This is a genomic window from Pectobacterium versatile (assembly GCF_020166435.1).
GTDB classification, from domain to species: Bacteria; Pseudomonadota; Gammaproteobacteria; order Enterobacterales; family Enterobacteriaceae; genus Pectobacterium; species Pectobacterium versatile.
This window is the reverse complement of sequence record NZ_JAINZP010000002.1, coordinates 429,626-443,099: the sequence shown is the minus strand read 5'-3', so window position 1 is coordinate 443,099 and position 13,474 is coordinate 429,626. Positions and strand designations below refer to the sequence as shown.

The window sequence follows — 13,474 nt, the reverse complement described above, 5'->3', positions numbered from 1 at the left end:
TGGCCTGAACGCTGGTCTGGCAGAACACGAAACTGGCATCAGGTAGGCAAGGTAATGCTGAATCCGGAATGGGAAAAACAGGCAGCCTAAATAAACCGGGGGTGCCAACTACCTTGACACTTACCGTTACTTTCTTGGTTTTAGTTCCAATGTTTTATGCTCAGGAAAAAGGTCCATATGGACAAGTTAAGTTATCCGTAATTGAGTTTTTTAAACGGGGAACTGGCTCTTCAGTTAGTTGTGATTTGTTCAGGGATGCCCTGAACAAAGATCCTAAAAATGAGAAAACAAGAAAAATGATGGTAGGGTTCTGTGATAGCGATATTGATTTATCAAAGCCAATCTTATTCTCTGAAATGTATACACATGAATTTGAGAGGTATTCTTATGTGTGTGGCATCATATCAGGAGAAACAAAGCTTGGTCGTAAAATAGGCGCTCGATTTATTTCAGCAGAGCCTTATCATCTGATATTAGGCATCAAGTATTCACGGCGCCCCATTGCTTACACAACGGATGATGATTTCTTAGTTGATGAATATCGCTCACAGCTCAGATCATTTAATGAACTGAATAGAAAATATTGCCAGTAAACCAGTGTGTTAGTGAAGTGGTATTAGAGGGGCTCAATGTCTGATGGACTAGATGCGAATGATTCGAGGCATTATTTGACACTATCTTCAGCAGAAGTAAGCACGATTACAATGTAAGGGTGAAAAGTCGGGTATTACACCTGTCGAGCTGCAATAATCCCGATATCCACCATAACCATCATCTATCCCTGTACTGTATTAGTCATCATTACTTGGGCCATTACGTAGTTTGCAACGTCAGCTTTTGACACAGAACAGCCTGCCCGATTAAATTACTCCTCATTGTATCGAATACAACAAGGAGTAAATTTATCAGATCTCAAAATCTTCCAGAGTCTTACCATTCTCTAGCTCAGCAGCAATGGCTTTAGGTGTACGACCCTGACCCGTCCATAACTTTTCGTTGCCATTTTCATCGATGTATTTATATTTGGCAGGACGAGGTTCACGTTTAGATTTTACAGACTTGGATGATGCACCGCCAAGTAGCTCTGATGGATCAATACCATCTTCTAACAGTTTTGCACGTAAGGCTTCGATTTTGGCCTGACGTTCAGTGTTTTGTTGCTGTGCGCTGGCTTCTTCTTCACGACGATCTTCAACGATAGTCCTTAGCTTCTCCAGCATTTCTTCCAATGTTGCCAAATCGGTTTCACGCGCCTGAGCACGTAGGGTGCGGATATTGTTTAATACTTTAAGTACTTCACTCATAGCTTATTATCCTGATGGTGATAAAAAATCATCGATAGGGTGTCTGAATTTGACATATGTCAGAAATAAATTGTATATCAATATGGATACGGAGGAAATAATGAAAAAGAAAAAATCAAAGAAAAATCCACTTGAGGATACGGCAGTGTTAAGTCGAATTGCCCAAAGGGCATCACAGAAAGCGATTAAAGAGGTGTTCGCGGCAGGAATGGCTATCCACTATATTTCAGAGGGGAAACTGATAAAAGCGTATCCTGATGGAAGAAAAGAGTGTGTTAAAGAGTATGAGGATCTATCCGATTATTCATTAAAGGTGTTCTGTGGAAAGTGCACTGAATAATGAAATAATGCTCATCCAAGATAAAAATACTATTTTAGTATTTAACCTTTTTTATTGCCACTAAAGAAAAAGTAATGATATTTATTCTCATGGTGATATGATCTACATGCGTTAAAGTCATCCGTTTATCTATTATTCTGTTAATTGATATTAGGTCGCTATTGTCTATTTTTGATGTGGTTGTTATCTCTTTTTTATCATTTAAATGATAAAGGAGATAATGATGATTTTGTTGAAAGAAAGAAAAAACAAAAAAGGTTTTTCCCTTTTAGAATTAATTTTAGTTATGGGGTTATAGCAGCATTGGTTGTTGCAGTGTTTATTGTATATCCTAAAGTTCAAGCATCTCAAAGAGCAGAAGCAGAAGCAGAAGTAAAAAATATTGCATTAATACAGGTTGGGACAAAAAGCTTGTATTCAGCAGTATCCTCTTATTCTGGATTAGCTATAACAACTCTTGTTAAAGCCAAAGTATTACCTGAATCTATGCAAAAAACATCTGGTGCAGCTTCTAGTATGGTGAATGTTTGGAAAGGAAATATTAGTGTTTCTTCTGCTGATACAGGACCTTCTGGAGCAATTGGAAGCTCATTCATTATAACATATAGAAGTGTTCCAGCAGTGGAATGTGCTAAACTTGTATCTTCACTATCTGCTTCATTTTATTCTATTGAAATAGGAGCGGATACGGTAAAAAATTCCAACGGTTCTCTTGATATTGCTAGTGTAACATCATCTTGTAGTCGTGGTGGAGAAAATAACACTGTTTCATTTACATCATTATAAATAAAAGAACGGTTTACATTTTGTCATTTATTCCTTGTGGATATCTTGACCACTTTTTTATTTTTGCTAATTAGATATTACGTGAAAATAAAAAAGACGGTGAGGAATGAAAATAACAAATCAAAAAGGGTATTCCGTTTACCTGCGTCGTGATGGAACCCTGCCTATGACAGGTGATCTGAATATGGGCGGCCAAAGTATTAATAACGCCAAAGACATTACCGCATCGGGTGATGTTAACGCGACCTCGTTTAATGGTACCTATGGTCGTTTTGCCAAGAACGTGGGTATTTCAGAAGACTTGACAGTAAATGGGTTTTCCACCTTTGGTAAGAACGTATCGATGAATAGCCAGCTTACGGTAAAAAATGGTATCAACTCTGAAAGCTACGTTTCAGCCAAAACCCAAGCCAGCAAACTTCAGATTGGTGGCGGTGGCACCAGCGATCCGAATATGGTGTTATTGAACGTATCAGGCGGTGCGGGGGATGGCTATCTCTCTCTGAATGGGAATAACAACTCCTCAGTGAAGCTGGATATATGGGGAAGCCAAAGAGTGAGAGGCGACCTCACATTATCGGGTTCAAATGATGGCAAAACGACAGGAGCGATTTCTGCATCAGGAAATATTACAGGTAAATATTTGCAGCCGACTTCAATATCAATTGCAGGTGAGATTTGTTCGCCTGATGGTCTGATAAGCAGAGATCAGACTGGCGCGATATTATCCTGCCAGAATGGGGAATGGAAAGGAACAGGTGGCGGCAGTATCACCCGAACTGCCACTGACAGTTTACGTTTTCAGTCCACGGGGGATTTTAATTATCTCAATGTTTTTGTGGCGTCAAAATTTTATCCGGCAGATGGTACACACACGGGTTCAGCCACGTTTAATGTTCTGGTAGCGGGCAAGACGGTGGGACAAATCACGACTTCCATTACGGTCTGGAAAGCGGGAAGCCGTGGACATTACTGGGGTTATGAAAATACGGGTGCGACATTGCGTATGTTTACGACGGCAGTAAAGCAGGGCGATGTTGTTCAGGTGGTTATGGCAAGTTCTGGATTTCATAGCAGCAGTGATATCAGCGTTTCATTATCTCAGTAAGCGTAGGGAGAATAGGGATTTTTTGACAGGTTTATGACTTAATAAGAAATAATATCTGACCCTAAATAAAAATCTTATTCATCATCTCTGTATCGACGCCTGATACGGGTTTCGGTATTGAACCATCTATAAAAAGCGCCCAAAATCCAGTCCTCAAAAGGAATAGCTTACTGTCAAAGGAAAATGACAATGCCGGGTGCAGCCCGTCTTAACGATATCGGAAGTGGTCACGACTGCTTCCCTGAAACCCCGATAACCGAAGGCAGTCCTGACGTTATCATTAATGGTCAGCCTGCGGCTCGTAAAGGCGATACCGTTCTGCCTCATGGTTGTCCCTGTCCCAATGCACCACATGGTGTGCATTCCCGAAAAATCGCCGAAGGTTCATCGACCGTCATTATTAACGGTAAACCTGCTGCGCGTATTGGAGATAGCATCAATTGTGGTGGAGTCATCACGTCCGGTAGTGGCAACGTCATCATTGGTGATACACCACATCGTTCTCCGGTTCAGGAATGTGCAAGGCAGGCAGCGTTAAGCCGTGCGCCATTGCTGGCATTAACACCGATGCTGGCTGTAGAGCCTGTTTTTGCCAAATCCTGCTTACGTGGCGCGGGTTGTACCGATGCGGGAAAAGAAGAGGAACCACAGGACAACATAGGGGAAATGAGTGTCTATTTCTCTGAGCCTGTTGGTGAATCCATCGCTCCGACTGATAAATCGGGTGAAGTAAAACAGTATGCGCAGGCAGCGAAAAAGAAAAACACGTCTTCTGCTGTTTCTCCTCAATCATTTGTCGGAAAAAACGACCCGTTATCCAAGACCTCGCCCGGTGTGATTAACAAGCCTCAAATACCCCCGATGGAGCCGTGGTATAAAACGGTTTTTGATCTGTTAGTGGGGAAAGCTGATGCGGCGATGTTGCCACCACCTCAACAAGTGGTGATGGCAGGGACGGCAGCACAGGCGGGGACGACTGCTGCTGCGGGTGGCGCTGTAGCTCAGGCAAATCAGGATGCAGCGAAAGCACTGTCGCATCAGATGAAACGCCTTTCTGGCCCATCAATCTGGCAAGGCCAGTTGCAGATGGCGCAAAGTTTGCTGCTGATGGGAGCATTGATTCAGCACCATCTGAAAGGCGAAAAAGCAGATTTACTGACACCTGAAAAATTGCTTGAAGTAGCTAATAAGCAGGGAACCGTCCCCAGTCGTGTTCGCTATCAGTGGGTTGAAGATGAGGAAACGGGCAGGCTGAAGGCGGTTGGCTACCACACCAGTATGGAAAGTGGTCGCGATCAGGTGCGCGTCAGATTACTGAAACATGATTTCCCCAATAACCGTTACGAGTTCTGGGAAGAGGGTGCAACAGGACCAACGATTCTATGGACACCGGACAATCCGGGCATGGAATTACCCACAGATACGTCACACGGTGAACAGCCTGTTATCCCATCAGCAGTGCCGGGATTTGAAATTCCAGAAATGGATGATGTCAGCATTCTTGCGACACCAATGCCGGACGAGAAGGATTTTCGGGATTACATTCTGGTGTTCCCGGAGAATGCGTTTCCACCGATTTATATCTATTTGAGTAAGAATCCGCTTGATCCAATCTGGACTCGAAGAAAGAAAATTACGGAGGTTAGAAATGCTTACAAACATTGGGAAAAACATGGGCATGAGTTTCCTGAATTAAAGAATGCAAAGCAATATGTTGATACCGCTCATGATTTTATGAATAACCCTCCCGATGGAACGTTAACTAAAACTCGTGACAACGGTGATGAACTTTTCTATCATCCAGAAACTAATATATTTGCTTCAAAATCTAAAGATAACGCGCCTCGGACAATGTTTAAGCCCACAGACAAAATGGATTACTGGAATGACCAATGAATATGATTACCCCTGTCCATGCTGCGGCAAGGATGAATTTGAAGTGTTAGGTGAATATGATATTTGCTCTAATTGTGGATGGGAGGATGATCCTTTTCAGTCTAAGAATCCTGATAGAAGTGGAGCAAACAAGATGAGTTTAAATGAGGCTAGAGAAGCTTTTAAAAATGGCCAAAAAGTTAAATAGTGTAATGGTATGAATAAATGGCGAGTTATTCTTTATTTGATGTTATTTCTTTAAAAAATGATCTTCCAGAGGAAGGGTTGAAAAAAGGAATGCAAGGGGCTATTGTTCACATTTATAACGACCCATCCCCTGCATATGAGATTGAGTTTTGTGATGATAATGGTGAGGCACTGGCTTGTATCACATTAACACCAGACTGTTTCAGTAAGGTTGATTTTAAAAAATAGTCTGATGATTTAGCTATTGAGATAAAAATCTCATAACGATGAACTGTAATCAAAAAAAATTAAATAGCAGCACAACAATCGGTGTGTGCTGCTCACTTTTCTGCATAATTAAAGCTGTGGCCTTAATGTGTTATCCTCATGCCATTTCCTTAGTCTACTGGGATCATTTCTGGCGTATGAAAAGTACGGAATAACAGATCAAGTCGTTCCCAGAGCATGAAGATCAAAATCTCTTTTGCTCTGGGTTCATCCAGTTCAACAACGACGTAAATTAATGCCCGACACTGATCGATGATTTCTTCCAACTCTAGCGGGGTGTTATCGAACATGATAAGCCTCCGTTGCTGGATACTGAGATGTGGCAAAAAAAGCAGTAGCCAGATGCAGATTTTCAGGAAGGGAATAGGTAAACTGACAGACAGCCATAGCGTTAGTCCTTCTAACGTTGAGGTTAGCCCTTGTTTGGTATTGCGAGTACCTTTCAGGGGCGATTATATTCATGAATAGCTTTGTGTTAAGTTGTGTTCTTACTTGGCTGCAATGTAAGGCTAGGATTTGTACTAGTCAATTGCTAAACGCGATACAATGAAATCTACGGCGGGTAAGTTCCCTAACTTTCAAATTCATATAGTCCCAGCGCTGTGTGAATAGTTAGATTAAGTAGCTGTGCATACGCATATGAGGAGTTATTTATACTTGATTTTAGAAACATAAATAATATTGATGCCGTTTTTTTAATTTTTTTTTTCCTATATTTAATAAATTAAATGTACCTCACATAGTCAATTGAAAAGCTGAACTATAGGTCAGTGTGGGATTGTTTTTGACTATGAATAAATAATTTAACTTGGTGATTGTTTCTTTGATTTTTATTAAATTAACAATTCTTTTTTACATATTACAGGTTTCACTCTATAGGTATGTTTTATTTTTCATATATGGGATATGTGTTCTATTTATTAAGTTTTCTTGACGGTATTAAAAGGGCCTGAGACCCTTTTAACATTAAATCAACCAGCTTGTTTGATCAGATTATATATTGTATCGTCAGAAAATTGAGTTTTGAATTCTACCTTAATAGATTTACTTATCTGATTGAATAGTACTTGTGCATGTTTTATCTTACGCTCTTCTTCAAGTCTTAAGCTATCCTTCCCATCTACATTTTTTGTTTCGATAATAAAGTTTAAGTAATCGCCGTTTGTTGTTTTTACAACATAAGCAAAGTCAGGAGAATACGTATAACCACCCGCAACTGGGATCTTAATGGAATTTTTCGGTATCTTTGTAAAAACAGCTACAGACTGGATCTCTCCATCTGTTATGTTGAGCCTTTCAAGCTCTGAGTCATAAAAGACTTCTTCAAAAAGATAAGTATCCAATGGTGGTTTTATATTATCCTGCAATACACCAAGATCACTTGACAATACCTCATTCACAGGCTCACCGTCTGCATTAGTGAACTTTGTAGGATGAATTGAACCTGAAATCACATTATATCCAAGACTGAATTTGTTAAACGAATTGTTCAACAAATACTTGCTAAAACCAGATTTAATCTTTCTGATTGTTTGAATGTTCAGGTATTCAGTGATATTGATAGTGTCTTTTATATCACAAAAAACCTTATGTAAGGTATCGTGTTTAGCAAACATAGTTTGTGATAAGTTATCAAGAAATTCTCGATAACTCATTGTGTTGAGTTTAGCAAAGTTATCATCATCACTAATTATGCTTTTCGACATTGCCGTATCATTATGGATATAAATCCTATCAATGCGAGTATGAACGCCTGATTTAGTAAATCTATTTTTTTCTTCGAGCATGAACGACTTGAATATTGATAAGAATTCACTCTCGCTATTTATTTTATATTCAATCACAGCTTTTTGATTGATCAAATCCCACAGTTCTTTCAGTTCACTGAACTTGCCAACACGCATTTTAGTACGTTTTTTACCATCAGTGGATTTTTTGATTTTGTTTGGTTTAACTCCGGTAGGAAATGCTGCTGGATATTTATCTTTTAAGCGAGTATAGGCACCAGAATCTTTAAAGTTTTCATTCTCATCGATGATTTCAGCATCAAAAATTTCATTCATTAGTGTTCTGGATGAAAGTTCAGGATACTGAGATAAGATTTTATCCTTAAGCTCTTGAGTAAACTTACTTGGTATAGTTTCTTTGAAAGAGCTATCGTTAACCTCTTTGACAAGAGAATCGACAAAATCTTTTTCTGTAAAATCAACATAATAGTTAAGTGTAAAGTTGCGGTCTTTAACACGGCACATGTATTCATTCACGGGAAGACGTAAACCGCGCCCTACCTCTTGAAGTTTAGATGTGGTGCTACCGCTCGAACGGAGCTTACAAATCTGAAAGACATTTGGGTTATCCCACCCCTCACGCAACGTCCACTTAGAGAAAATGAAACGGCGAGGATTTTCTAAAGATAAAAGAAGCTCTTTGTCATGAAGGATTTCGTTGATTTCCTGCTCAATTTTATCATCTTTATCACTGTTATCTTTTGAAAAATAGCCCCCATGAACAGAAGAGACATCCTGAACAGTTTTTTCAAGGTAGTTTCTATAAAATTCGTCTTTTTCTGTTTTTAACAGTTTATTAGCTTCTGCCAAAACGTATTCTTCGAACTTAGTTTTCAGGCTTCCGGCAATATCATTACCATCACGATAGCCTTCAATGTCATCAATGAAGAAAAGAGTAAGAGGCTTTATACGTGGTCTTTGTGTCAGATACTCTTTTTCTAACTTAAAGTGTTCTTTGACAGCTTTAAGCATCATGTTATCAGCGAGCGTCTGATCGTAAGAGTAGGGGTTTATTGAACTACCAATTTTTAGTTCAATACCATTACTCAACACTGCAGTACTTTTATTTAACGCATCGAGTGTTAAATCATGAATTGCGCTATGTGTTTTCGATAGCGATTCATCTTTTGCTAATTTGAACGTTTTTTTGTTACCATTTTCGGTAAGCTCAAAAATGGCTTCTTTACCGTCAGATTTTACGAACTTGAGGTTGGCGCTACCATCACCAACAATATCTTCAATGTAAGCATCAATACCTTTAACAAGATCTTCATTAAATGCATCTACGGCTGTCAGGTGATAAACTAAGTTTTTATAGCCTTCACTAAAGGTTGCGCCATAACGAATAATATATTGAGCATTGAATTTCTCAATATTTTCCCATGTTTTTTTAGCTGTAGGGAACTTATGAGGTTCATCAATAATAATAAATGGTTTAACCGCACTAAGAGCAGCAAATGGCGTATCAAACTGATTATCAAGCAAACCAACATCATAAGTGTCAGTTAAAGACTTGGAGTTGATCATCCCTGAGTTGATCACAAGAACGTGTATATATTTCTTATTGAAATTACTAGCTTCAACAAAATCATGGATAGCTTGAGGCATATACGATTTTGTATTTTTACCAGAGTTTTTCTGACTCTCAACTACATAAGTCTTAAGTTCACGCTCGTAATCATCTCGGAAGTGTTCTTTTAAAGCATCACTTTTTAAAAAGTTAACTGTTCCAGCTTTAATTGAAAGTGTAGGAACAATAATAATAAATTTATTAATGCCAAAAGATTTGTTCAGATCAAAAATTGTTTTTGTGTAGGTATAGGTTTTACCTGTCCCTGTTTCCATTGAAACATCAATAACATTGCTTTTGGCATCGTAATTATCTTTTGAATGCTCAATGCCATTGAACTCCTGAACATTTTTTATGTTGTTGTAGTATTGTTGTTCAGATAGATTCAGTTCTGGATTAGCTAACAGGCGGATAGCAACATGATCCGTCTGATGAGGCATGGCGGAAACAAAAACATTCATGACCGCATCAACGCCAGCTTTTTGATGGGGTAAGTTTTTTTCGAATGTAAACCCTTTGAACATGATTAGTTCCTTACCACCAAATCTAAATCAATAGATTTTTTATTAGCATAACTTTTTAGTGCTTCATTAAGTTCCATCTGTTTCGCACTTTCAAAGTTGCTGCCATAAAACACAACTTTGTTAGGAGCAAAGTCTTTGTCTGAATCCAGCTTTTGAAGTAAAGCTTTCAGTGCTTCGCTAGTGAAATTAGGCGCAATCAGATACAGATGACCATCGCACAAGTGCGCTTTGTAGCCATTGAGATCAACATCTTCAATTGGCGTTGTTAACAAGCTACCATCATATACACACCATGTAGTCAATAGGGTGTTATACTGTTCAGGAGTCAGTACAACATCATCAAAGAATGTATGGTTGGAAAGCGTTAGCTCAGATTCATCTTTCATCCGAAAATCATCAACTGTTTCAAATGATTTGAACCCTAAATTACCCTTGTAATCAATATGCTCTAAGCCTATTTTTTCACAAGCTCTTTTCAGTCGTTCTTTTGTAATATCAAAAATCGTTTCAAAACCTGATTTAAATGCAATGCTATCTTTAGAGCATTTTTCTGGGATCTGAACTGTTATGAATTTTCTTTCAGAGTTTTCCTGAGCATTCAGCTCCATAACGGCATGGGCAGTCGTGCCGGAACCAGCAAAAAAATCAAGAATAATGTCGTCTTCTTCAGTCCCTAAAAGAATACATTGCTTCATTAATTCTAACGGCTTAGGAAATTGAAGAACACCACTCATTTGTAGTTTACCTGATTCGATAGTGCCTTGCTCATTTATAAATTTAGTATCAAGCCAAATAGATTTTGCTTTGGTAGTGCTTTTTCTTGATTTTTCATAAATATTCCAGCCACCATCACGTTTCTTTTTTGCCCATACTATACGCGGTTCACTATTAATACCTTCTTTTTGAAGTTTATCTTTTCCCCACCTCCAGCAGCTCTCTCCTCCTTCACTGTTCATTGGATAGACAGGAGTTGTACATTCTGCCGTTTTGGTTAAGGAGATTCGTGAAAGACCTTCATCGTTTATATGATTTTCATCGACATATATTGGATAGAAAAGATTTGGTCGATTATGCCTTCCAAACTTAGGATTACGATTTCGAAGCTCCCAAAGATCATAAGGCCCATAAAAATCTTCAAAGGGAAGCGTCCCGCCCACCTTCTCCAACTCTCCGAGATTTGATTTATTTGATTTATAGTAAACTAAAATATACTCATGGCATTTAGCTATTTCCTTGTAAGTTTGGCCACGCTTATTTGATTGTACTATTATCTGAGATAGAAAGTTTTCTTCTCCGAATATTTCATCACATAAAAGTTTTAATTGCGCGATTTCATTATCATCTATTGAAATAAAGATAACGCCATCTTCGCGGAGAAGTTCACGAGCAATATAAAGACGGGGGTAAATGAATGTCAGCCATGCACTATGACTACTTGAACCTTTGACGGTAAAATTGAGGATTCGTGTAGCCTCATCAAGATCGATTCCTGCCAATTCACAAAGCTGTTCTGCCGTGAAATTACGCTCATCATTATATACAAATCCATCTGAACCAGTATTATATGGAGGATCAATATAAATCATTTTAATCTTTTCAGAATAAGCATTAACCATGTGCTTTAATACTTCGAGATTATCCCCTTTGATTAACAGATTCTGGCTGTTTTTGTTCTCTACACGTTGGTTATGATTTTTATCTTCTGCCAACAAGGTCTTGGGTGGTAGGTTAGCCAACAGCCGGGCATAGGACTTACCCAGCCAGTTTAAGCTGTATGACTCTTTAGAGAGTTCAACATCCGATGATTTGACGATCTCAAGCAGCTTCTCTTGAATGAAAGCCCCGTTTTTATCAAAACACTGTGGAAAGTTAGCCTTCAAAACAGCAAGCTGCTTGCTGTTAGCTGTTTCAACTTCTGAAAAAATCGTTTCTTTTTGCATATCCATGTTAAACCTGATTATTTAGCGTTCGATTTGGTGGTGTTTTTGATTGAAGCTTCACTTAAGCCTATACGTAGTAGTTCTGCCGCCGCACCATCTATGCTTTTGAAGAGTCGTGATTCGTATGGCTGTCTGGAGCTACATAATACTAATGGCTTACCTTCCCACTCTGAACCATCAAAAATCACGGTATACTCGCCTTTAGAGCCTTCTATTGTTGCTCTATCAAGTAGACCTGATTTGACTCTTTCCTTAGCCATCGAGCTAAGGATGAAATTTCCACCATTAAGACCTGATATCATGGTTATTTCCTCGGTATTTAATATTGCCACGATATCAAATATTGCTGAAAAATCATAATAGAATGGTGTAGTAGCCATCAACCAATGATGGCTACTCAAATATTCAAAACAGAGAGTTACACTCTTTTATGTGATCGGTTATCAAGTAGTTAGCCTTGATTTTCTAACCCAAAACGAGCATCTGTGGCAAACTCAAACGGCCTAACCATCCCGTTGCTGTTAGCATCCAGAAAATCAGCCCACCATTGCAACATGAGGCGACGTTGTTCAAGATGTTTGGCCTTGTGAGTGTAGGCAGCGCGAACGTTGTTTTTTTCCATGTGGCTCATCTGAAGTTCAACCACATCTTCAGGCCAGATACCCGATTCAATCAAGGCACTACACGCTAATGTTCGGAAACCATGACCGCACAGATCGGTTTTGGTGTCATAGCCCATTTTGCGTAGTGCCTTGTTGATGGTGTTTTCACTCATCGGCTTCATCGCATCATAACAGCCAGTCAGGATAAAACCGTGATCACCGTTAACGTCATAGGTGAGGTCTTTAAGCTCTTCCAAAATTGCCAGTGCTTGATCGCATAGAGGAACATAATGTTTCCTGCGCATTTTGGCACCACGGCCTGAATGCTTGATCCCTTCAATGGCTTCACGTTGTTCAGGGATAACCCACAAGGCGCTTTTGAAATCGATCTCTGACCATCGGGCAAAGCGGAGTTCACTGGAACGCACAAAAATCAGCAAATTGAGTTTTATCGCCAATTGGGTCAGTCTGCTACGGCCTTTATAAAATTTAATACGTTCCAGTAGGGTAGGTATCTCTTCCAGTTCAATAGCGGGGCGGTGTTCCGTCTGTGGCTTCTGAACTGCACCTTCCAAGTCATAGGCTGGATTGAAACGGATCATCTTTTGCTGGACGGCATAACGCATGATGGCGGTGGCGTACTGCTTCACCCGCATGGCGATTTCCAGATAACCCAGCTTCTCTATCTTTTTGATGGGAACCAGCAGATCGCCTGTATCCAGTTCAGCAATATCTTTGTTGCCAATATCAGGGAACAGATAAGTTTCCAGTCGTGTCCAGACAGAACGCTGATAATCTTCCGACCATGTGGTTTTGGTGGCAAACCAGCTTTTGGCAACAGTTTTGAAAGCGCGGGTGTTGTTACGCTTCTCTTGAATAGTTTTGTTGTCAGCCTGCTTTTTAGCGCTGGGGTCAATACCAGCGGCTAACAGCTTTTTCGCTTCATCCCGCCGTTGTCTGGCATCTGCCAGTGAAACAGCAGGATAGACGCCGATGGAAAACACCTTCTGTTTTCCTTCGAAGCGATAGCCTAACTGCCAGTATTTGGAACCATTGGGATGAACCAGCAAGTAGAGGCCGAACCCGTCAGTGAGCTTCACCGCCTTTTCTGACGGCTTGGCATTTTTTACTTTAGTATCAGTAAGTGACATGACGGTTCCCTCC

The 13,474-nt window shown here is 39.6% G+C and carries 11 protein-coding genes and 2 pseudogenes; 7 read left to right on the top strand and 6 right to left on the bottom strand.

Features of this window, described 5'->3' with window-relative positions:
- Positions 1 to 68 precede the first annotated feature (68 nt).
- A complete protein-coding gene (locus tag K7X24_RS04855; RefSeq protein ID WP_224553323.1) occupies positions 69 to 593 on the top strand; it encodes a hypothetical protein in 525 nt (174 codons plus the stop codon).
- Positions 594 to 905: 312 nt separating this feature from the next.
- On the opposite strand, the gene K7X24_RS04850 is transcribed toward K7X24_RS04855, so the two are convergent.
- Positions 906 to 1,304: an H-NS family nucleoid-associated regulatory protein gene (locus K7X24_RS04850; RefSeq protein ID WP_224553321.1), complete on the bottom strand. Its 399-nt coding sequence runs from the start codon at positions 1,302 to 1,304 to the stop codon at positions 906 to 908.
- A gap of 100 nt (positions 1,305 to 1,404) precedes the next feature.
- Here K7X24_RS04850 and K7X24_RS04845 point away from each other — a divergent pair, with 100 nt between their 5' ends.
- From K7X24_RS04845 to K7X24_RS04820, 6 genes and pseudogenes are all read left to right on the top strand, one after another.
- Complete coding sequence (locus tag K7X24_RS04845; protein WP_224553319.1) at positions 1,405 to 1,644, top strand: hypothetical protein; 240 nt, start codon at positions 1,405 to 1,407, stop codon at positions 1,642 to 1,644.
- Between the two features lie 220 nt (positions 1,645 to 1,864).
- Positions 1,865 to 2,430 (top strand): annotated as a pseudogene (locus K7X24_RS04840) (type 4 pilus major pilin).
- A gap of 130 nt (positions 2,431 to 2,560) precedes the next feature.
- Positions 2,561 to 3,538 (top strand): annotated as a pseudogene (pilV, locus tag K7X24_RS04835) (shufflon system plasmid conjugative transfer pilus tip adhesin PilV); the annotation flags it as partial.
- A gap of 189 nt (positions 3,539 to 3,727) precedes the next feature.
- Positions 3,728 to 5,434: a type VI secretion system PAAR protein gene (locus K7X24_RS04830; protein ID WP_224553315.1), complete on the top strand. Its 1,707-nt coding sequence runs from the start codon at positions 3,728 to 3,730 to the stop codon at positions 5,432 to 5,434.
- A complete protein-coding gene (locus tag K7X24_RS04825; RefSeq protein WP_072035340.1) occupies positions 5,424 to 5,621 on the top strand; it encodes a CPCC family cysteine-rich protein in 198 nt (65 codons plus the stop codon). Before K7X24_RS04830 ends, K7X24_RS04825 begins: the two co-directional genes overlap by 11 nt.
- 17 nt (positions 5,622 to 5,638) lie before the next feature.
- The gene (locus K7X24_RS04820; RefSeq protein ID WP_224553314.1) at positions 5,639 to 5,848 is read left to right on the top strand and encodes a DUF4926 domain-containing protein; all 210 of its coding nucleotides are present in this window, start codon (positions 5,639 to 5,641) and stop codon (positions 5,846 to 5,848) included.
- Positions 5,849 to 5,997: 149 nt separating this feature from the next.
- Here K7X24_RS04820 and K7X24_RS04815 read toward each other — a convergent pair whose 3' ends face one another.
- The 5 genes from K7X24_RS04815 to K7X24_RS04795 all read right to left on the bottom strand — a co-directional run bounded on the left by K7X24_RS04815 (position 5,998) and on the right by K7X24_RS04795 (position 13,461).
- Entirely contained in the window at positions 5,998 to 6,177 is a 180-nt protein-coding gene (locus tag K7X24_RS04815; protein ID WP_224553312.1) for a hypothetical protein, read from the bottom strand.
- Between the two features lie 681 nt (positions 6,178 to 6,858).
- Positions 6,859 to 9,768 (bottom strand): type III restriction-modification system endonuclease, encoded by a 2,910-nt coding sequence (locus K7X24_RS04810; protein ID WP_224553310.1) that lies wholly within the window; start codon positions 9,766 to 9,768, stop codon positions 6,859 to 6,861.
- A 2-nt stretch (positions 9,769 to 9,770) separates the two neighbouring features.
- Positions 9,771 to 11,714: a site-specific DNA-methyltransferase gene (locus tag K7X24_RS04805; RefSeq protein ID WP_411961333.1), complete on the bottom strand. Its 1,944-nt coding sequence runs from the start codon at positions 11,712 to 11,714 to the stop codon at positions 9,771 to 9,773.
- 11 nt (positions 11,715 to 11,725) lie between these two features.
- On the bottom strand, positions 11,726 to 12,088 hold the full coding sequence (locus K7X24_RS04800; protein WP_224553306.1) for a hypothetical protein: 363 nt from the start codon (positions 12,086 to 12,088) through the stop codon (positions 11,726 to 11,728).
- 71 nt (positions 12,089 to 12,159) lie between these two features.
- On the bottom strand, positions 12,160 to 13,461 hold the full coding sequence (locus tag K7X24_RS04795; RefSeq protein WP_224553305.1) for a tyrosine-type recombinase/integrase: 1,302 nt from the start codon (positions 13,459 to 13,461) through the stop codon (positions 12,160 to 12,162).
- Between the last annotated feature and the right edge of the window lie 13 nt (positions 13,462 to 13,474).